The following is a 17,705-nucleotide window of genomic DNA, read 5'->3' as shown; positions in this document are numbered from 1 at the left end:
GTAAGCGCGACTTTTCAGTCCTCTGCGGGGAGGACCACGACGCCGTCCTCGTCGGCATGCAGCACGTCGCCGGGCAGGAAGACCACGCCGCCGAAGGCCACCGGCGTATCGACCACGCCGTCGCCGCGCTTGACGCTGCGGATCGGCACCGAGCCCAGGGCCTTGATGCCGATATCCAGGGTCGCCAGGATCGGGGTGTCACGCACGGCGCCGTAGACGAGGATGCCGGCCCAGCCGTTCTTCACCCCATCGGCCGCGAGCACGTCCCCCACCAGGGCCTTGGCCAACGAGCCGCCGCCATCCACCACCAGGACGCAGCCCTCGCCGGGTTCGGCGAGCGTCGCCTTCACCAGGGAATTGTCCTCCCGGCAGCGGACGGTGCGGATGGGGCCGGAGAAGGCCTTGCGGCCGCCGTAGTCGCGGAACTGGACGAGGCAGACCTCGACCTCGTCCTCATGGTCGTCGCAGAGGTCGGCGACGCTCTTGGCGGGCTTCTGGGCGGGATTGTTCATGCGGTCAGCGCCACGCCTTTGTACTCGTCGCGCAGTTCGCGTTTCAGCACCTTGCCGATGTGGCTGCGGGGCAGGCTGTCCACCAGCAGCAGGTCGGCCAGGCGCTGGGTCTTGCCCAGCCGGCCGTTGACCCAGGCCTTCAGCGCCTCGGCGGTGACCTTGGCGCCGGGCTTCAGAGCGATGAAGCCGACCGGGGTCTCGCCCCACTTGTCGGAATTGACCCCCACCACGGCGGCCTCCAGCACGTCCGGGTGCTGGATGATCTCGGCCTCCAGGTCGGAGGGATAGATGTTGAAGCCGCCGGAGATGATCATGTCCTTCTTGCGGTCCATGAGCGTCAGGAAGCCGTCGGCGTCGAACACGCCGACGTCGCCGGTGCGGATGTAGCGAAGGCCTTCAGGGCTGTACCACTCGGCCTCCGAGGTCTTACCCGGCTGGTTGTGGTAGCCGACCATCATAGCGCCCGAGCGGCCCACCACCTCGCCGATCTTGCCCTGTGGCACCTCCTTGAGGTCCTCGTCGATCAGCCGGATGTCGTGGCCCGGCAGGGGCCGGCCGACGGTGTGCAGCTTGTCGGGGAACTCATGGGCCGCCAGGCCGCAGGAGCCGCCGCCCTCGGTCATGCCGTAATATTCGATCAGGCCGCCGGGCCAGCGCTTCAGCACGTCGGCCTTCAGGGCCGCGGCGAAGGGCGCGCTGGTGGAGAACTTCATCACGTAGCTGGAGAGATCATAGCTGTCGAAGTCCGGCCGCTCCATCAGCCGGCGGTACTGCACCGGCACCAGCATGGCGTGGGTGGCGCGGTGCTGCTGGCTGAGCTTCAGGAACTGCTCGGCGTCGAACTTGGGCATCAGCACCGCCGTGCCGCCATTGGAGATCGTGGGCAGGTAGGAGACCAGGGTGGTGTTCGAATAGAGCGGGGTGGAGATCATGGTCACCGCGTCCTCGCGGTAGACGCCGCGCCGGATCTGGCCCCAGCGCATCTGATGCGGCTGGACGATGCCCTTGGGCGTGCCGGTGGTGCCCGACGAATAGATGATGTTGAAGGCCTGCTGCGGGGTGACGGTCACCGGCTTGGGCTTGGCGCCCTCAGGCGCCAGCCATTGCGTCAGGGGGATACCGGCGTCAGAGCCGTCCAGGGCGACCCGCTGGGCGGTGATCTGGTCGGCGACGCCGGCGAGCGCGTCGGACACGCCCTTGTCGAGGAAGAAGACCTTGGCCCCGCAGTCCTTGAGCATCCCCACCAAGCCTTCGGGGGTGGAGGACGGGGCCAGGGGCGCGACGGCGGCGCCGGCCCGCAGGATGCCGAAGAAGGTCGCGCCATATTCCACCGAGCTGGTGGCGCAGACCGCGGCGACGCCCGCGTTCTCCACGCCTTCGCGCTGCAGAGCAGCCGCCATGCGGTCCATGAAAGCGTCCAGCTGGCCGTAGGTCATGGTGGACTTGGCGTCCACCAGGGCGGGCTTGTCCGGGCGCTCCTTGGCCTGCTCGCCGATCACCTCGGCCAGCGTCCCGAAATCCTGACTCAGCATCTGTTCGACGGACATCGACGGCTCCCTACCCAATGCTCAAATTTTATCGCGTCGTCATAGCCACTCGGCTCGGGCTCCGCCAACCGAATATGGCGCTTGCCGAAACGATCTTCCGCGAGGGAAACTGATCGCGACCCCGCAGCATAGGCAGGGCCCATACCTCTTCATGCGGCGCCCGAAATTCAATCGGGCCGAATTCATTTGGGACGACACATAATTATGGCCGACGAGATGATTTCCCTCGGCGCGAAGCTCAAGGCCTTCGCGCAATCCCAGCCCGACGCGCCCGCGGTGACCTGCGGCGACACCACGCTGTCCTATGGCGAGTTCCACAGGCTGACCAACCGCGCCGCCCGCGGCCTGCTGGCCTATGGCGTGAAGCACGGCGACCTGGTGACCCTGGGCCTGCCCAACTCCACGGACTTCGCCGTCGCCTGCTGGGCCATGTGGAAGATCGGCGCGACGCCGCAGCCGGTGGCCTTCCGCCTGCCGCAGGCTGAGTTGGAGGCCATCATGGAGCTGGCTCAAACGCCGGTGGTGATCGCCGAGTTCGACGCCAAGATCGACCGCCCGCTGCTGAAGGTCGCCGACCTGCTGGCCAAGAGCGACGACGGCAGCGACCTGCCCGACGCCACCTCGCCGATCTCGAAGGCGCCCACCTCCGGCGGCTCCACCGGCCGGCCCAAGCTGATCCTGGCCGGCCAGCCTGGCGTGACGACCAAGGAGACGCCGGCGGTCGGCGGCTGGCAACTGACGTCTGCGTCCATCGCCGTCCTGCCCGCGCCGCTCTATCACAACGCCGGCTTTGGCATGATGATGAGCGTGCTGAACCTGGGCGCGCACCTGATCGTCCTGCCGCGCTTCGATCCCGAAGGCACGCTGGCGGAGATCGAGAAGCGCAAAGCCACCTGGATCTACATGGTCCCCACCATGATGAACCGCATCTGGCACCTGCCCGAGGAGGTCCGCACCAAGTACGACCTGTCGTCCCTGAAGACCCTTTGGCACCTGGCGGCGCCCTGCCCACCCTGGCTGAAGGAGGCCTTCATTCACTGGCTGGGCGGCGAGGTGATCCAGGAGCTCTATGCCGGCACCGAGGCCCAGGCCTCCACCGTGATCTCCGGGACCGAATGGCTGGAGCACCGGGGCTCGGTGGGTAAGGTCCGCATGGGCGAGATGGTCGCCTTCGACGATAATGGTGAGAAGCTGCCGCCTCGCGAGATCGGCGAGATCTACATGCGCCGCCCCGAGGGCATGGCGCCCAGCTACCAGTATCGCGGGGCGACGGCCAAGGTGCTGCCGGGCGGCTGGGAGAGCCTGGGAGACATCGGCTGGTTCGACGAGGACGGCTATCTCTACCTGGCCGACCGCCGCACCGACATGATCCTGGTGGGGGGTTCCAACGTCTATCCCGCCGAGATCGAGGCGGCCCTGGAGGAGCATGACAGCGTCCAGTCCGTCGCCGTCATCGGCATCCCCGACGACGACCTGGGCGCCAAGATCCACGCCATCGTCCAGACCCGAGGCGTCGGCGACGAGGCTGCGCTTCGCGAATACCTGAAGACCAAGCTGGTGACCTACAAGCAGCCGCGCACCTACGAGTTCGTGGATGAGCCGCTGCGCGACGACGCCGGCAAGGTGCGCCGCACCGCCCTGCGCGACGCCCGCATCGCCAAGCTGAAGGAAGGCCAGCCGGCCTAGCTCGAGCTGTCATCCCGGAAAACGCGCAGCGCTTGTCCGGGACCCAGACGCACCGGTCTTGCCGGAGAGATCGGTGTCTATTGGTCCCGCACTTCCGCGCCTTAGGCGCTGCATGCGGGATGACACTCGGGGTGGGCCGGGCTAAGCCAACCGCCATTCATTAAGAGACGAATTTGAGGAAGGGGATCGATGAGTATTAAGGGCAAGGCCTACATCATGGGGGCCTATGAGCACCCCACCCGGGACGCTCCCGACAAGTCGACGCCGCAGCTGCACGCCGAGTGCGCCAAGGGCGCCCTGGCCGACGCGGGCCTCACCAAGGACGACATCGACGGCTACTTCTGCGCCGGCGACGCCCCCGGCTTCGGGGCCATGTCCATGGTCGATTACATGGGCCTGAAGAACGTCCGTCATATGGACTCCACCGAGACCGGCGGCTCGTCCTACCTGCTGCATGTCGGCCACGCGGCCCAGGCAATCGCGGCGGGCAAGTGCACCGTGGCGCTGATCACGCTGGCCGGCCGTCCGCGCCAGAACAAGTTCTTCCCCGGCGGCGGCGGGCGTCCCGGCCAGTTGACCGACGGTCCGCCCGAGGCCGGTTTCGAGAACATCTACGGCGGCTCGACCCACAACACCTACGGCATGTGCGCCATGCGTCACATGTATGAGTACGGCACCACCAGCGAGCAGCTCGCCTGGATCAAGGTCGCCGCCAGCCACCACGCCCAGTACAACGAGCACGCCTTCCTGAAGGACGTGGTCACCGTCGAGCAGGTGGTGAACTCCCGGATGATCTCCGACCCGCTGCACCTGCTGGACTGCTGCGTCGTCACCGACGGCGGCGGCGCCCTGATCGTCACTAGCCCGGAAGTCGCCCGCAGCCTGAAGCGGCCCCTGGTGAAGGTGATCGGCGCCGGCGAGGCCCCCAAGGGTCCGCGCGGCGGCAAGGACCTGGACCTCACCCACTCCGGCGCCCTGTGGTCGGGGCCTATCGCCTTCGAGGAGGCGGGCGTCACCCCTCAGGACATGAAGTACGCCTCGATCTACGACAGCTTCACCATCACGGTGCTGATGCAGCTTGAGGACCTCGGCTTCTGCAAGAAGGGCGAGGGCGGAAAGTTCGTCTCCGACGGCAACCTGATCTCCGGCGTCGGCAAGCTGCCCTTCAACACCGACGGCGGCGGCCTCTGCAACAACCACCCCACCAACCGGGGCGGCATCACCAAGGTGATCGAGGCGGTGCGTCAGCTGCGCGGCGAGGCCCACCCCAAGGTCCAGGTCCCCAACTGCGACCTGGCGCTGGCCCACGGCACGGGCGGATCGCTGGGCACCCGCCACGGCGCGGGCACCGTCATCATGGAACGGGAGGCTTAAGATGAGCGACGTTCAAGACAAGCCGGCCGAGGGCCGCAAGATCCCGGCCCCGGCCGTGACCATCGAGAGCAAGCCCTTCTGGGACGCTGCCGAACAGGGCAAGTTCCTGATCAAGCGCTGCAACGCCTGCAACGAGCCGCACTGGTATCCGCGCGCGCTTTGCCCCTTCTGTTTCTCCGACGACACCGTCTGGGAAGAGAGCCCGGGCGAAGGGGTGATCTACACCTACTCCACCATGCACCGCTCGCCGACCGGCCCCTACGCCATCGGCTACGTCACCCTCAACGAGGGCCCGGCGGTGCTGACCAACTTCGTGGACTGCGACCTCTCCAAGCTGGCCATCGGTCAGAAGGTGAAGGTGAAGTTCCAGGCCACCGAGGGTGGCCCGCCCGTCCCGGTGTTCTCGCCGGTCTAACCTGTCGCCTCGCGACCGAGCCGCTGGACCAGCGGCTCGGCTTCGCGGGGATGACGCAGGCGCGCGACACGTAAGTGCGCCAGGCGCGGGTTGGCGAAGGCCTCCTCGTAGCGCGCCCGCCGGGTGTGGAAGGTGCGCCAGGCCCAAAGCACCGGATGGTCGGGATCGCGCCACTGGGCGAAGGTCTCGCGATTGCTGGTCCCAGGCCACAGTTCCTGCTGCGTCCAGGCCCGCCGGAACGAGCGGGTGATGACCCGCCACATGATCACCGGCCGTTCGTAGTCCAGCCAGACGACATGGGTGGCGCGCGTCAGGATGACCGGCAGAACCGCGCTGTAATTGCCGTCGGTGATCCAGGCCTCGGCGGCGACCGCGGCGGCTACCTCCTCCTTGAAGGCTTTCGGATCGTCCGCGCTCAGCGCCTTCCAGCCGGGCCGCCAGTTGATCGCGTCCAGCTCGATGGCGGGCAGGCCCAGGACGGCGCCCAGGCGCTTGGCCAGGGTCGACTTACCCGAGCCGGAACTACCGACCACCGCGATCCGCATCAGGCGTCCTTGAGCATCTCGGCGGTGACTTCGGCGGTGTCCTCGCCCAGGCGCGGGGCGTGGCGGCGGATGTTGGACGGCGAGCCGGTGAACTTCACGGGCGGCTTCATGGCGTTGTAGGGCCCGGCGTGCGGGTGGTCATAGCGCTCGAAGAAGCCCACGGCCTTGAGGTGCGGATCGTCGGGCAGGTCGTCCAGGCGCGCGGTCTTCACAATGGGGATCGACAGGGGTTTCAGCAGATCCAGCCACTCCTGGGTGGTCTTGGTCTGGGTGACCTCGCCCACTAGGCCGTACAGCTCGCCGATGTGCTTGGCGCGGGTGGCATAGTCGGAAAAGCGTTCGTCCTTGCCGAAGGTCTCGGCCATGCCGGCGGCGGCGAAGAACTGGTCCCACTGCTTGTCCGTATAGGGCAGCAGGCCGATGTAGCCGTCCTTGGTCTGGTAAGGCTTGCGGTTCGGATTGGCCACCCGCTGATAGGCCCATTGGCCGGTGGGCGGCTCGAAGGTGTGGTCATAGAGGTGCTCCACCAGGGTGAAGCTGGTGACGCATTCCAGCATCGGCACCTCGATGAACTGGCCCTGGCCGGTGCGTTCCTTATGCAGCAGGCCGGCCGTGATCGCCTGACACATGAACAGGCCCGAGACCTTGTCGGCCACCAGGGTCGGCAGGATGCGCGGGGTCGGATTCCCATCGGTGCGGGGCAGCAGGTCGGCCAGGCCCGAGGCCGACTGGATCAGGTCATCATAGGCCGGCTCCCCGGCATAGGGGCCATCCGAGCCGTAGCCCGAGGCGTGGACATAGACGACGTCGGGGCGCAGGGCCTTCACATCCTCATAGGCCAGGCCCAGGCGCTTGAGCCCCTCATAGCGCACCGAGACGGCGAAGACGTCGCAGCTCTTGATCAGGGCTTCCAGCAAAGGCCGGGAGGCCGGGTCGCGCATGTCCATCAGGACCGAGCGTTTGTTGCGGTTGATGGTCAGGAAGATGGGTCCCAGATCGCGCGACGCCCCCTCCGGCACGTGGCCGGCCCAGCGCATGATGTCACCGCCGTCGCCGCGCCCGGAGCCGGGGTCCTCCAGCTTGATGACCTCCGCCCCCTGGTCGCCCAGCATCTGAGTCGCGTAGGCGCCGAACACCACGCTGGTGAGGTCGAGAATGCGGATGCCCGCCAGCGGTCCGGTGGCCTTGTCCGCCAACTTCATGGTCTCGGTCACGTCGCGTCCCTCCCGGTCGTCTCTTGGTCCTGGAAGATCATTGAAGCCGGGGCGGACGCAAGGGGTCACGCGGGGGCGCCGGGCCAAGGAATTTTCAAGCGGCGCTTGCCGTCCGGCGCGGCAACCCGACTAATTCGAGCCAAGGCCGGATCAACAGGCATTGAGGGCGGACCATGGACTTCGAACTTTCCGAAGAGCACCGGATGCTCAAGGACCTGGCGCAGAAGTTCGTCCGCGACGAGCTGATGCCCCTGGAGAGCGCAGTCCTGGAGCGCGAGGCGCAGGGCAAGGGGGTCGGCCTGACCACCGAAGAACGCGAGAAGATCGACGTGGTCTCCAAGCGCCTGGGTCTGTGGGGCCTAGACGCGCCCGAGGACGTCGGTGGCTCGGACCTGCCGCAGGTGGCCCTGGTGGCGGTGAACGAGGCCCTGGGCTCGACGGTCACCCCCTACACGCTGCCGCCGGACAGCCCGAACCTGCGGATGCTGATGGCCACGGTGACCGAGCGCCAGCGCGAGGCCTATCTCGCCCCCTATGTGCGCGGCCAGACCATCAGCGCCATCGGCATCTCCGAGCCGGGCGCCGGCGCCGATCCCGCCGGCATGATCACCAAGGCCGTCCGTGACGGCGACGACTGGATCATCGACGGAAGAAAGATCTGGACGAGCCGGGCCGCCGAGGCCGACTTCACCATCGTCATGGCGGTGACCGACAAGGAGAAGGGCGCGCGGGGTGGGATGAGCGCCTTCCTCGTCGATGGCGACAATCCGGGCTTCAAGGTGCTGCGCAAGATCCCGATGATCGGCGGGGCCATGACCTATGAGGTGGCCCTGGAGGATTGCCGGGTGCCGGGCTGGAAGCTGCTGGGGACCGAGGGCCAGGGGTTCGCCCCCATGCAGGTGCGGCTGGGAACGCGGCGGATGGAGATGGCCGCCTGGTGCATCGGCCTGGCGCAGCGGGCCCTGGACATGATGTGCGAGTACGCGCCGCAGCGGGTGACCTTCGGCCAGCCACTCTCGGACCGCCAGGCGGTGCAGTGGTGGGCGGCCGACGCGGCCATCAAGATTCACGCCGCCCGGCTGATGACCTATGACTGCGCCGCCAAGCTCGACCAGGGCCGCGACGTGCGAAGTGAGATCTCCATGGTCAAGGTGTTCGCCACAGAGATGGCCTGGGAGGTCATCGACAACGCCATGCAATGCTTTGGCGCAATGGGCATGACCAAGGAAATGCCCTTGCAGCTGATGGCATCGCTGGTACGCAACATGCGGATCTATGACGGCCCCTCCGAAGTCCACCGCATGGTGGTCGCCCGCAACCTGATGGGAACCAGACGATGAGCAGCTATGACCACCTGAAGCTCACCCATGATGGCCACGTGGCGACCGTGGAAATCGACCGACCGCCCTTCAACCACGTCTCCGTGGAGCTGATGAAGGACCTCGCCGATGCGCTCGAGACCCTCGACGGCGACGGCAAGACCCGCGCGGTTGTCCTTTGCTCGGCAGGCAAGGCCTTCTGCGCCGGCGCCGACCTGGTGGCCAGCGATGGGATAGCGGGATCAGGCATGGGCGGCATCGGCAGCCTCTATGACCAGGCCGTGCGGCTCTATGCCATCGAGACCCCGATCGTGGTGGCCGTGCAGGGCGCGGCGGTGGGGGCTGGCCTGGGCCTGGCCCTGGTCGGCGACTTCCGCGTGGCGGCGCCCGAGGCGCGGTTCACCGCCAACTTCGTCAAGCTGGGCTTCCATCCGGGCTTTGGCCTGACCCACACCCTGCCCCGCCTGATCGGCCAGCACCGCGCCAACTTGATGTTCCTGACCGGCCGGCGGGTGAAGGCCGAGGACGCGCTCGCCTGGGGCCTGGTGGATGAGATCGCACCGCTCTCTGACCTGCGCGCCGCCGCCGGCCGGCTAGCCCAGGAGATCGCCGAGAACGCGCCCCTGGCCGTGGTCGCCACCCGCAAGACCCTGCGCGGCGACCTCGCCGCCGCGGTCCGCGCCCAGACCATGCACGAGCACGATCAACAGACCATCCTGCGGGCCACCGACGACTATGCCGAGGGTGTGAAGGCGGTGTCCGAGCGCCGGGTCGGCAATTTCACCGGCCACTGAAGCGATGGCCCACCCGCTGGACCGGCCGGTCTGGAGCACGCTGAGCACCCGCCAGCGTGCCCTGGCCCTCGGCGACGAGCGGGCCCTGCGGTTCGACCCGCGCTACAATGTGTTCGGCGCGGCGGCCGACGAGTCGCCCGACAGCCTCGCGGCCCTCGCCGAGCTGATCCCGGCGGACGGCGTCCTCTGGGTGGTGGAGGCGGAGCCCTTCACCCCGCCGCCGGGCGTCACGGTGTTGAAAGCCGCCGTCTGCGCCCAGATGGTGGCCGAGCGTCCCAAGCCGGGCCACCCGGACTTCGGCTTCGACGACCTTACCGAAGCCGATGCGCCGCAGATGTTGGCGCTTGCGACGCTGACGGAGCCGGGGCCGTTCTTGGAGGCCACCCACCGCCTGGGCGCCTTCGTGGGGATCAAGCAGGACGGGCGGCTGGTGGCGATGGCCGGTCAGCGGATGCGGCCGGAGGGCTATACCGAGGTCAGCGGGGTCTGCACCCATCCCGATCATCGCGGGCGGGGCCATGCCCGGCGGCTGATGCAGGTGGTGGCGGCGCGGATCGTGGCCCGCGGCGAGACCCCGTTCCTGCATTCCTACGCCAGCAACTTGGGCGCGATCAGCCTCTACGAGTCGCTGGGATTCGTGATCCGCCGCGAGGTGACGGCGACGGTGCTGGGGCGCTCAGGCTAGCCAAGAGTGTCATCCCGGAAAGCGCGCAGCGCTTGTCCGGGACCCAGACGCGCTGGGTTTGCAGGATGAATCGGCGCTTCTGGGTCGCGGTCGTCCGCTACGCGGAAACCGGGATGACACCGAGGGTTAAGCGGCCTTGCCCAGCTGCGACGCGGCCCGCGCGAGCTCCGTGATCCGGCCCCAGTCGCCCGAGCGCACGGCGTCCATCGGTGCGACCCAGGAGCCGCCGACGCAGATGACGTTGGGCTGGGCCAGGTAGTCGGGCGCGTTCTCCAGGCTGACTCCGCCGGTGGGGCAGAACACAGCCTGGGGGAAGGGGCTGGCGAAGGCCTTGAGCGCGCCGACGCCGCCGACGATGTTGGCGGGGAACAGCTTGAAGTGGCTGTAGCCGGCCCGCAGACCCCACATTAGTTCGGTGGCCGTGGCGATGCCCGGCAGCAGGGGGACAGGGCCGTCGAAGCCCTCGCCCTCGATCAGGCCGGGGCTGACCCCGAACCGGGCGCCCGCGTCGGCCACCGACTGGCGGGCCGCGGCGGTGGTGATGGTGCCGGCGCCCACCACCGCGCCCTCGACCTCACCGGCGATGCGGCGGATGGCTTCCAGGGCGACCGGGGTGCGCAGGGTGACTTCCAGGGCGTAGAGGCCGCCGGCCACCAGGGCCTTGGCCAGCGGCACGGCGTGGGCTTCTTCCTCAATGATCAGGACCGGCACGACCGGGGCGAGCTTGAGGATATCCTGGAGGGTCAAAGCCTGTTTCCTTCCAACTGTTTCAGCGCCCGGGCCGAGCCCACCAGCGCCGCATAGGGATGGACGATCAGCGAGGTGGGGATGTCGCGCGTATAGTCGGAAAGCCGGCCCTTGTCTTCGAAGCGCCGGCGGAATTCGCCGCTGTTCAGGCGGTCCACCATGCGCGGCGCGATGCCGCCGGAGACATAGACCCCGGCGCGGGCCCCGAAGGTCAGGGCCAGGTCGCCGGCCACCGAGCCGAGGATGCCGCAGAAGCGGTCGAGGGTTTCGGAGCACAGCGGATCGCCCGCCTGGCCCGCGGCGAACACCGCCTTTTCGTCCACCAGGCCGGTCTCGACGCCACGAATGTCGCCAAGCGCCTTGTAGAGTTCGAACATCCCGCGCCCCGACAGCACCCGCTCGATGGAGACCCGAAGATGGATCTTCCGCAGGCGGGCCAGCACCTGGGCCTCGACCTCGTCATAGGGGGCGAAGGCGGCATGGCCGCCCTCGGTGGCGATGGGCACGTCACCCCGCTCGGACCGGGCGAGCCCCGCCACGCCAAAGCCGGTGCCCGCGCCCAGCACCACGATCGGCGCGCCCTCGGCGCCCTTCATCATGGGCCCCAGCGGCTTGAGATCGTCGATGCCCAGGACCGGCGCGGCCATGGCCTGGGCGGCGAAGTCATTGATCAGCCGGGCGGCTTCGAAGGCGAAGGTGCCCACAAGTTCGCCCTCCGAAATCCGCCAGGCAAGGTTGGTGAACTCGATCTCGCCGTCCACCACCGGACCGGCCACGGCCAGCACGGCGCGGGGCGGGCAGCGGCGGCCCACGGTGGTCTCCAGATACTGGCCGATCACCTCGCCCAGCGCGCCGAAGTCGGCGGCCGGATAGGTTTTCGGATGGCGGATGTGGCCGCCCTCGTCCACCAGGGCCAGACGCGCATTGGTGCCGCCGACGTCGCCGACGAGGCCTGTGTAGCTTGTCTTCATGCGGCGTCCCCAAACAGGGTGCAGGCGCCGGCCTCGGCGGGTCCGGCGGCGCGGCGCATGGCGCCGAAGAGTTCACGGCCATAGCCGAAGCCGGCGGCGGGCTTGGGCGCCCTGGGCCGGGCGGCGAGATCGGCGGCGTCCACCAGGATTTCCAGAACGCCGGCATGGGCGTCGAGGCGCACCCTGTCGCCGGTCTGCACATAGGCCAGGGGGCCGCCCAACCCGGCTTCCGGCGAGACGTGGATCGCTGCCGGCACTTTGCCCGAGGCGCCGGACATGCGGCCGTCGGTGACCAGGGCCACCTTGAAGCCCTTGTCCTGCAGGACCCCCAACACCGGGGTCAGGCTGTGCAGTTCGGGCATGCCGTTGGCCTGAGGGCCCTGGAAGCGGACCACGGCGATGAAGTCGCGGTTCAACTCGCCGTTCTTGTAGGCCTCCAGCAGCTCGTCCTGGTCCTCGAAGACGATGGCCGGGGCCTCGATGACCAGGTGCGCGTCCTTCACCGCCGAGGTCTTGATGACCGCGCGCCCGAGCCCGCCCGACAGCAGACGTATGCCGCCCTCGGGCAGGAAGGGATCGTTGGCGGGGCGCAGGATGTCGGGGTTGAGGGACACCGTGGGCCCTTCGCGCCAGACCAGCTTGCCGTCCTCCAGGAAAGGCTCCTGCTGGTAGCGGCGCAGGCCTGGGCCGGCGATGGTGACCACGTCTTCGTGGGCGAGGCCCGCATCCAGCAGCTCGCGGACCACGTAGGCCATGCCGCCGGCGGCGTGGAAGGCGTTCACGTCCTCGCTGCCGTTCGGATAGACCCGCGCCATCAAGGGCGTGATCCGCGACAGCTCGTCGAAGTCGGTCCAGTCGACGATGACCCCGGCGGCGCGGGCCATGGCGACGATGTGCAGGGTGTGGTTGGTGGAGCCGCCGGTGGCCAGCAGGCCGACGATGGCGTTGACGATGGACTTCTCGTCCACCACCGCCGACATCGGCGCATAGGCGTTGGTCCCGTCGGCGATCTCGATGGCGCGCAGCGGCGCCTGGGCGGTGAGCGCATCGCGCAGCGGCGTGTTGGGGGTGACGAAGGCCGCGCCCGGAAGGTGCAGGCCCATCATCTCCATCATCATCTGGTTGGAATTGGCGGTGCCGTAGAAGGTGCAGGTGCCGGGGCCGTGGTAGGACTTCATCTCCATGTCCAGCAGTTCGTCGCGTGTGGCCTTGCCCTCGGCGTAGAGGCCGCGGACCCGGGCCTTGTCGGCGTTGGAGGCCCCCGAGGTCATGGGCCCGCCGGGGACGAAGATCACCGGCAGATGGCCGAAGGCCAGCGCCCCGATGGTCAGGCCCGGCACGATCTTGTCGCAGATGCCCAGCATCAGGGCCGCGTCGAAGGCGTCGTGGGTCAGGGCCACGGCGGTGGACATGGCGATGACGTCGCGGCTGAACAGTGACAGCTCCATGCCCGGACGGCCCTGGGTCACGCCATCGCACATGGCCGGCACCCCCCCGGCGAACTGGGCCGTGGCGCCGACGGTTTCGGCCGCCGCCTTGATGATCTCGGGGAAACGCTCCAGCGGCTGGTGGGCCGAGAGCATGTCATTATAGGCCGAGACGATGGCGACGTTCGGCGCATTGGGATTGCGCATCCGCTGCTTGTCCCCGTCGGGGGAGGCTGCGAAGGCGTGGGCCCAGTTGGCGCAGCTGAGCTTGGCGCGGCCGGGGCCGGCGTGGCGCGCGGCTTCCATGCGCGCCAGATAGTCGGCGCGGGCTTTGCGGCTACGCTCGACAACGCGCGCGGTGACGGCGGCGGTGACCGGATGCATGGGGGATTGCTCCTTCAACTCACGGCGCCCAGAGGACGCGCAGGGGCGCTTTAGCCTGTTTGATCAGCGCGTGCACCGGCAGTCCGGAGCCGTGCTGGACGATCTTGCGTTTCACCTCGCCACGGATCAGCACCAGGGTGGCGCGGGCCTGCGAAAGCGCGGGCAGGGTCAGGCTGATGCGGGCCACGGGCGGCGAGCCGACGCCGGCCGGAACACCGATCACAAACCGGTCGCCGGTCGCATCGAGCCCCGCCTCCATCACCGGGCTGCCAGGGATCAGGGAGGCGACATGGCCGTCCTCCCCCATGCCAAGGAACAGCATGTCGAAGGGGGCCAGCGCCCGGATGTGAGGTTCAGCCATGTCCGCCGCCGCCTCCGTGCTGGGCGCATTGGCGTAGAGCGGCAGGAAGGTCGCCGCCGCCGCGCGGCCCCGCAGCAGGCGCTCGCGGACCAGGTGTTCGTTGGAGTCCGGCGAGGTCGCGGGCAGGAACCGGTCGTCCGACAGGCTGACCGTGACCCGGCCCCAGTCGAGGTCGGCGTCCTGCAGCGCGTCATAGATGGGGGCGGGCGACCGGCCGCCGGTGCCGATCAGGCTGGCGTGGCCGCGCGCGGCCAGTCCGCGCGCCAGGGCGTCGGTCGTTGCGGCGGCGGCGGCGGCGGCCAGGGCGCCCTCGTCTGCGAAGGATTCGATCATGTCCCGGCCTTAACGCGGCGCGGCCCGGTCGGATCGGAAAAACTGTGTTCGGATGAGGAACTTTCGCGCGAGCTGGGGAGCTATGCCTTTGCGAACGCGCCCAACCGCCGAGCGATGAGACTCGCCCACAGTCAAGGATTGCCGCCATGAGGATCGCCCAGGTTCCGCCTCTGTATGAAGCTGTTCCCCCGCGGCTTTACGGCGGCACCGAGCGCGTGGTCTCTCACCTCACCGACGCCCTGGTGGAGTTGGGCCACGACGTGACCCTGTTCGCCAGCGCCGATGCGCGCACCAAGGCCAAGGTCGTCACCGTGCGCGATCAGGCCATCCGCCTCGACCCTGCCCCGCTCAAGAGCGACCTGGCCGCCCACATGTCGATGCTGTCGGAAGTGCGCCGCCGCGCCGATGAGTTCGACGTGATCCACTTCCACACCGACATGATCCACTTCCCCTTCTTCGAGGACATGGCCGGCAAGACCATCACCACCCTGCACGGCCGCCTCGACCTGAAAGACCTGCAGGGGGTCTACGACCGCTGGCCGCAATATCCCCTGGTCTCCATCAGCGACGACCAGCGCAAACCCCTGGCCAGCGCCAACTGGGCGGGCACCGTGCACCACGGCATGACCACCGACATCTACGAGTTCCACGCCCAGTCGGAGGGCTACCTCGCCTTCCTGGGCCGCATCTCCCCGGAGAAGCGGCCCGACCGGGCCATCGCCATCGCCAAGCGTCTGGGCAAGAAGCTGAAGATCGCCGCCAAGGTTGACGCCGCCGATCAGCGCTATTTCCAGGACAAGATCGAGCCCCTGATCCTCGGCGACCCGATGATCGAGTTCGTCGGCGAGATCGGCGACGAACAGAAGTCGGCGTTTCTCGGCGGCGCCGACGCCCTGCTGTTCCCCATCGACTGGCCCGAGCCCTTCGGCCTGGTGATGATCGAGGCCATGGCCTGCGGTGCGCCGGTGGTGGCCTATGCCTGCGGCTCGGTGCCCGAGGTGATCGAGGACGGCGTCACCGGCTTCATCGTGCGCACCGACGACGAGGCGGTCGACGCCGCGCGCCGGGCCGTCACCCTGGACCGCCGCAAGGTGCGCCAGCAGTTCGAACTGAAGTACTCCGCCACCGCCATGGCGCGGCGCTATCTTGACCTCTACGTCCGGCTGGGCGCACCGCTCAGGCAGGACTTCGCCTTCGCCGCAAACGCCTGAGGCAAGAACAGATGGACGATCTGGCGCCGGCGCCTGAGGCCCCGGTCGAACAGGGCGAGTCGGTCGAGCCGCGCACGCCCCACCGCCTGCATGCCCTGAAGGACAAGGACACCTTCGTGGTGGCCGATTCCTATGGCGACATCGTGGGCGCCGGCGACGGCCTGTTCCACAACGACACCCGCATCCTGTCGAAGTTCCGCGTTCTGCTGGGCGACCGGCCGCCGTCCCTGCTCTCGGCGGCTATCGCGCAGGACAATGTATTCTTCACCTTCAACGGCGCGAACCAGGAACTGCCCTATCCCGGCGGCCCCGTAGGGCCGCCAGGCGTCCTGCACCTGGAGCGCAAGCGGTTCCTCTGGGAAGAGCGCCTCTACGAGCGGATCACCTGCACCAACTACAGCCGCGATGTGGTGCTGCTGCCTCTGGCGATCGAGTTCGGCGCGGATTTCCACGACATGTTCGAAGTGCGCGGCATGAAGCGAGCGCGGCGGGGCCTCATGCTGCCGCCGGTGATCGACGGACGTCGGGTGCGGTTCACCTATATCGGCCTCGATCAGGTGGAGCGGAGCAGCGTCATCGCCTTCTCCGACCCGCCGGGCCGGCTCAGCGCGGGCCGGGCCGAGTTCATGTATTCCCTGGCGCCCGAGGGCGCCCTGGAGCTCTACGTCGAGATCGGGGCCACTGAGGCCCACGCCCCCAGCCGCGAGCGGTTCCGAGACGGCGCGGCGCGCGCCCGCTGGGACATGCGCGCCAGGCGCCGACACGGCGCGCGGCTACGCTCCTCAGGCCGGCTGTTCAACGAGTGGCTGGAGAAGTCCAAGGCCGACCTCGCCCTGCTCACCACCCGCATGGAGACCGGCCCCTACCCCTATGCCGGCATTCCCTGGTTCTCTACGGCCTTCGGGCGCGACGCCATCATCACCGCCTGGCAGATCCTGTGGTTCGAGCCATCCCTGGCCAAGGGGGTGCTGACCTATCTGGCGGCCCACCAGGCCGAGGAGGTCTCGGCGTTCCGCGACTCAGCGCCCGGCAAGATCATGCACGAAACCCGCAAGGGCGAGATGCCGGCCTTGGGCGAGGTGCCCTTCGGCCGCTACTATGGCGGGGTCGACACCACTCCGCTGTTCGTGGCCCTGGCCGGCGCCTATGCCGAGCGCACCGGCGACATGACCCTGATCGAGGACCTGTGGCCGGCGCTCAAGGCCGCAACCGCCTGGATGGAGCATTTCGGCGACACCAATGGCGATGGCCTGATCGACTACGCCCGGGGCCAGGAGAGCGGCCTGGCCAACCAGGGCTGGAAGGACAGCCAGGACAGCGTCTTCCACGCCGACGGCCGGTTCCCCGATGGGCCGATCGCCCTGGTGGAGGTGCAGGGCTATGCCTTCGCCGCCTACAAGGCCATGGCCCACTTCGCCGGCCAGCGGGAGGACGCCGCCAGCCAGAAGCGCTGGGGCGAGAAGGCCGAACACATCCGCGAGACGGTGGAGAACCGGTTCTGGATGGAGGACCAGCAGTTCTACGGCATCGCCATCGACGGCGATGGCGCGCTCTGCCGCACGCGGACCTCCAATCCCGGCCACCTGCTGTTCTGCGGCCTCCCCTCGCCCGAACGGGCGCGGAAGGTCACTGAGCAACTGCTGTCGGCGCGGTTCGATAGCGGCTGGGGCGTGCGGACCCTGGCGGTCGGCGAGGCCCGCTACAACCCGATGAGCTATCACAACGGCTCGGTCTGGCCGCACGACACCGCGGTCTGCGCCATGGGCCTGTCGCGCTACGGCGAGCGGGACGGGGTGGTGAACCTGACCTCGGGCCTGTTCGAGACCGCCGCCAGCTTCGAGATGCGGCTGCCCGAACTGTTCTGCGGCTTTGGCCGCAACGCCGGTGAGCCGCCGGTGAACTATCCCGTCGCCTGCCTGCCCCAGGCCTGGGCGGCCGGCTCGGTGTTCATGATGCTGCAGGCCTGCCTGGGAATCTGCGTGGACGGCTCGGGCGGCGGCGTCGAGATCGTCGATCCGCGCCTGCCCATCGGCATCGACGTCCTGGCCGTCGACGGCCTGCGGGTCGGCGACGAAAAGGTCGACCTGCTGTTCGAGCGGGTAGGCGGCAAGGTGGTCGTCCAGGCCCGCGGCCACAGCTCGATCCCCGTCAGGATCCGTTAGAAACCGATGGTTTAACTT

16 protein-coding genes are annotated in these 17,705 nt (G+C 68.6%); 8 read left to right on the top strand and 8 right to left on the bottom strand.

Features of this window, described 5'->3' with window-relative positions:
* Window positions 1–14: 14 nt before the first annotated feature.
* Together rraA and Q7J39_RS15905 are read right to left on the bottom strand one after the other, a co-directional pair.
* Complete coding sequence (rraA, locus tag Q7J39_RS15910; protein ID WP_304827250.1) at window positions 15–512, bottom strand: ribonuclease E activity regulator RraA; 498 nt, start codon at window positions 510–512, stop codon at window positions 15–17.
* Window positions 509–2,059, bottom strand: a complete 1,551-nt coding sequence (locus tag Q7J39_RS15905; RefSeq protein ID WP_304827247.1) for a class I adenylate-forming enzyme family protein — start codon at window positions 2,057–2,059, stop codon at window positions 509–511. The genes rraA and Q7J39_RS15905 overlap by 4 nt, the downstream gene beginning before the upstream one ends.
* Window positions 2,060–2,263: 204 nt before the next feature.
* On the opposite strand from Q7J39_RS15905, the gene Q7J39_RS15900 reads away from it, so the two are divergent.
* The 3 genes from Q7J39_RS15900 (at window position 2,264) to Q7J39_RS15890 (ending at window position 5,534) form a co-directional block, all read left to right on the top strand.
* Window positions 2,264–3,745, top strand: coding sequence for an AMP-binding protein (locus Q7J39_RS15900; protein WP_304827244.1), 1,482 nt, complete (start codon window positions 2,264–2,266; stop codon window positions 3,743–3,745).
* 189 nt (window positions 3,746–3,934) lie between these two features.
* Window positions 3,935–5,119 carry a thiolase domain-containing protein gene (locus Q7J39_RS15895; RefSeq protein WP_304827241.1) on the top strand — a complete coding sequence of 395 codons (1,185 nt, stop codon included), beginning with the start codon at window positions 3,935–3,937 and terminating at the stop codon, window positions 5,117–5,119.
* Between the two features lies 1 nt (window position 5,120).
* Window positions 5,121–5,534 carry a Zn-ribbon domain-containing OB-fold protein gene (locus Q7J39_RS15890; protein ID WP_304827238.1) on the top strand — a complete coding sequence of 138 codons (414 nt, stop codon included), beginning with the start codon at window positions 5,121–5,123 and terminating at the stop codon, window positions 5,532–5,534.
* On the opposite strand, the gene Q7J39_RS15885 is transcribed toward Q7J39_RS15890, so the two are convergent.
* Complete coding sequence (locus Q7J39_RS15885) at window positions 5,531–6,079, bottom strand: hypothetical protein (protein WP_304827234.1); 549 nt, start codon at window positions 6,077–6,079, stop codon at window positions 5,531–5,533. The genes Q7J39_RS15890 and Q7J39_RS15885 overlap by 4 nt on opposite strands.
* Window positions 6,079–7,293: a CaiB/BaiF CoA-transferase family protein gene (locus Q7J39_RS15880; RefSeq protein ID WP_304827231.1), complete on the bottom strand. Its 1,215-nt coding sequence runs from the start codon at window positions 7,291–7,293 to the stop codon at window positions 6,079–6,081. Before Q7J39_RS15880 ends, Q7J39_RS15885 begins: the two co-directional genes overlap by 1 nt.
* A 173-nt stretch (window positions 7,294–7,466) precedes the next feature.
* Here Q7J39_RS15880 and Q7J39_RS15875 point away from each other — a divergent pair, with 173 nt between their 5' ends.
* From Q7J39_RS15875 to Q7J39_RS15865, 3 genes are read left to right on the top strand one after another with little or no spacing between them, the layout of a single operon-like run.
* Window positions 7,467–8,633, top strand: coding sequence for an acyl-CoA dehydrogenase family protein (locus Q7J39_RS15875; RefSeq protein WP_304827228.1), 1,167 nt, complete (start codon window positions 7,467–7,469; stop codon window positions 8,631–8,633).
* Window positions 8,630–9,406, top strand: coding sequence for an enoyl-CoA hydratase/isomerase family protein (locus Q7J39_RS15870; RefSeq protein WP_304827225.1), 777 nt, complete (start codon window positions 8,630–8,632; stop codon window positions 9,404–9,406). The genes Q7J39_RS15875 and Q7J39_RS15870 overlap by 4 nt, the downstream gene beginning before the upstream one ends.
* Window positions 9,407–9,410: 4 nt before the next feature.
* Window positions 9,411–10,091, top strand: a complete 681-nt coding sequence (locus Q7J39_RS15865) for a GNAT family N-acetyltransferase (RefSeq protein ID WP_304827221.1) — start codon at window positions 9,411–9,413, stop codon at window positions 10,089–10,091.
* Window positions 10,092–10,217: 126 nt separating this feature from the next.
* Here Q7J39_RS15865 and eda read toward each other — a convergent pair whose 3' ends face one another.
* From eda to pgl, 4 genes are read right to left on the bottom strand one after another with little or no spacing between them, the layout of a single operon-like run.
* The gene (gene eda / locus Q7J39_RS15860; protein WP_304827218.1) at window positions 10,218–10,838 is read right to left on the bottom strand and encodes a bifunctional 4-hydroxy-2-oxoglutarate aldolase/2-dehydro-3-deoxy-phosphogluconate aldolase; all 621 of its coding nucleotides are present in this window, start codon (window positions 10,836–10,838) and stop codon (window positions 10,218–10,220) included.
* Window positions 10,835–11,809: a glucokinase gene (glk, locus tag Q7J39_RS15855; RefSeq protein ID WP_304827214.1), complete on the bottom strand. Its 975-nt coding sequence runs from the start codon at window positions 11,807–11,809 to the stop codon at window positions 10,835–10,837. The genes eda and glk overlap by 4 nt, the downstream gene beginning before the upstream one ends.
* Window positions 11,806–13,620 carry a phosphogluconate dehydratase gene (gene edd / locus Q7J39_RS15850; RefSeq protein WP_304827211.1) on the bottom strand — a complete coding sequence of 605 codons (1,815 nt, stop codon included), beginning with the start codon at window positions 13,618–13,620 and terminating at the stop codon, window positions 11,806–11,808. The genes glk and edd overlap by 4 nt, the downstream gene beginning before the upstream one ends.
* A 19-nt stretch (window positions 13,621–13,639) precedes the next feature.
* Window positions 13,640–14,314: a 6-phosphogluconolactonase gene (gene pgl, locus Q7J39_RS15845; RefSeq protein WP_304827208.1), complete on the bottom strand. Its 675-nt coding sequence runs from the start codon at window positions 14,312–14,314 to the stop codon at window positions 13,640–13,642.
* A gap of 146 nt (window positions 14,315–14,460) precedes the next feature.
* Between pgl and Q7J39_RS15840 the strand changes: the two genes are divergently transcribed.
* Entirely contained in the window at window positions 14,461–15,525 is a 1,065-nt protein-coding gene (locus Q7J39_RS15840; RefSeq protein ID WP_304827205.1) for a glycosyltransferase family 4 protein, read from the top strand.
* Window positions 15,526–15,536: 11 nt separating this feature from the next.
* Entirely contained in the window at window positions 15,537–17,687 is a 2,151-nt protein-coding gene (locus tag Q7J39_RS15835) for an amylo-alpha-1,6-glucosidase (RefSeq protein WP_304827202.1), read from the top strand.
* Window positions 17,688–17,705 lie beyond the last annotated feature (18 nt).

This window comes from Phenylobacterium sp. (genome assembly GCF_030651185.1).
Lineage (GTDB): Bacteria > Pseudomonadota > Alphaproteobacteria > Caulobacterales > Caulobacteraceae > Phenylobacterium.
Note: the sequence above shows the minus strand (reverse complement) of the source record. Positions and strands in the feature narration are given on the sequence as shown.

What these genes read in the sequence shown, in the direction of transcription:
- rraA (WP_304827250.1), bottom strand. Translation starts at nt 512, where the DNA reads ATGAACAATCCCGCCCAGAAGCCCGCCAAGAGCGTCGCCGACCTCTGC.
- Q7J39_RS15905 (WP_304827247.1), bottom strand. Translation starts at nt 2,059, where the DNA reads ATGTCCGTCGAACAGATGCTGAGTCAGGATTTCGGGACGCTGGCCGAG.
- Q7J39_RS15900 (WP_304827244.1), top strand. Translation starts at nt 2,264, where the DNA reads ATGGCCGACGAGATGATTTCCCTCGGCGCGAAGCTCAAGGCCTTCGCG.
- Q7J39_RS15895 (WP_304827241.1), top strand. Translation starts at nt 3,935, where the DNA reads ATGAGTATTAAGGGCAAGGCCTACATCATGGGGGCCTATGAGCACCCC.
- Q7J39_RS15890 (WP_304827238.1), top strand. Translation starts at nt 5,121, where the DNA reads ATGAGCGACGTTCAAGACAAGCCGGCCGAGGGCCGCAAGATCCCGGCC.
- Q7J39_RS15885 (WP_304827234.1), bottom strand. Translation starts at nt 6,079, where the DNA reads ATGCGGATCGCGGTGGTCGGTAGTTCCGGCTCGGGTAAGTCGACCCTG.
- Q7J39_RS15875 (WP_304827228.1), top strand. Translation starts at nt 7,467, where the DNA reads ATGGACTTCGAACTTTCCGAAGAGCACCGGATGCTCAAGGACCTGGCG.
- Q7J39_RS15870 (WP_304827225.1), top strand. Translation starts at nt 8,630, where the DNA reads ATGAGCAGCTATGACCACCTGAAGCTCACCCATGATGGCCACGTGGCG.
- Q7J39_RS15865 (WP_304827221.1), top strand. Translation starts at nt 9,411, where the DNA reads ATGGCCCACCCGCTGGACCGGCCGGTCTGGAGCACGCTGAGCACCCGC.
- glk (WP_304827214.1), bottom strand. Translation starts at nt 11,809, where the DNA reads ATGAAGACAAGCTACACAGGCCTCGTCGGCGACGTCGGCGGCACCAAT.
- edd (WP_304827211.1), bottom strand. Translation starts at nt 13,620, where the DNA reads ATGCATCCGGTCACCGCCGCCGTCACCGCGCGCGTTGTCGAGCGTAGC.
- pgl (WP_304827208.1), bottom strand. Translation starts at nt 14,314, where the DNA reads ATGATCGAATCCTTCGCAGACGAGGGCGCCCTGGCCGCCGCCGCCGCC.
- Q7J39_RS15840 (WP_304827205.1), top strand. Translation starts at nt 14,461, where the DNA reads ATGAGGATCGCCCAGGTTCCGCCTCTGTATGAAGCTGTTCCCCCGCGG.
- Q7J39_RS15835 (WP_304827202.1), top strand. Translation starts at nt 15,537, where the DNA reads ATGGACGATCTGGCGCCGGCGCCTGAGGCCCCGGTCGAACAGGGCGAG.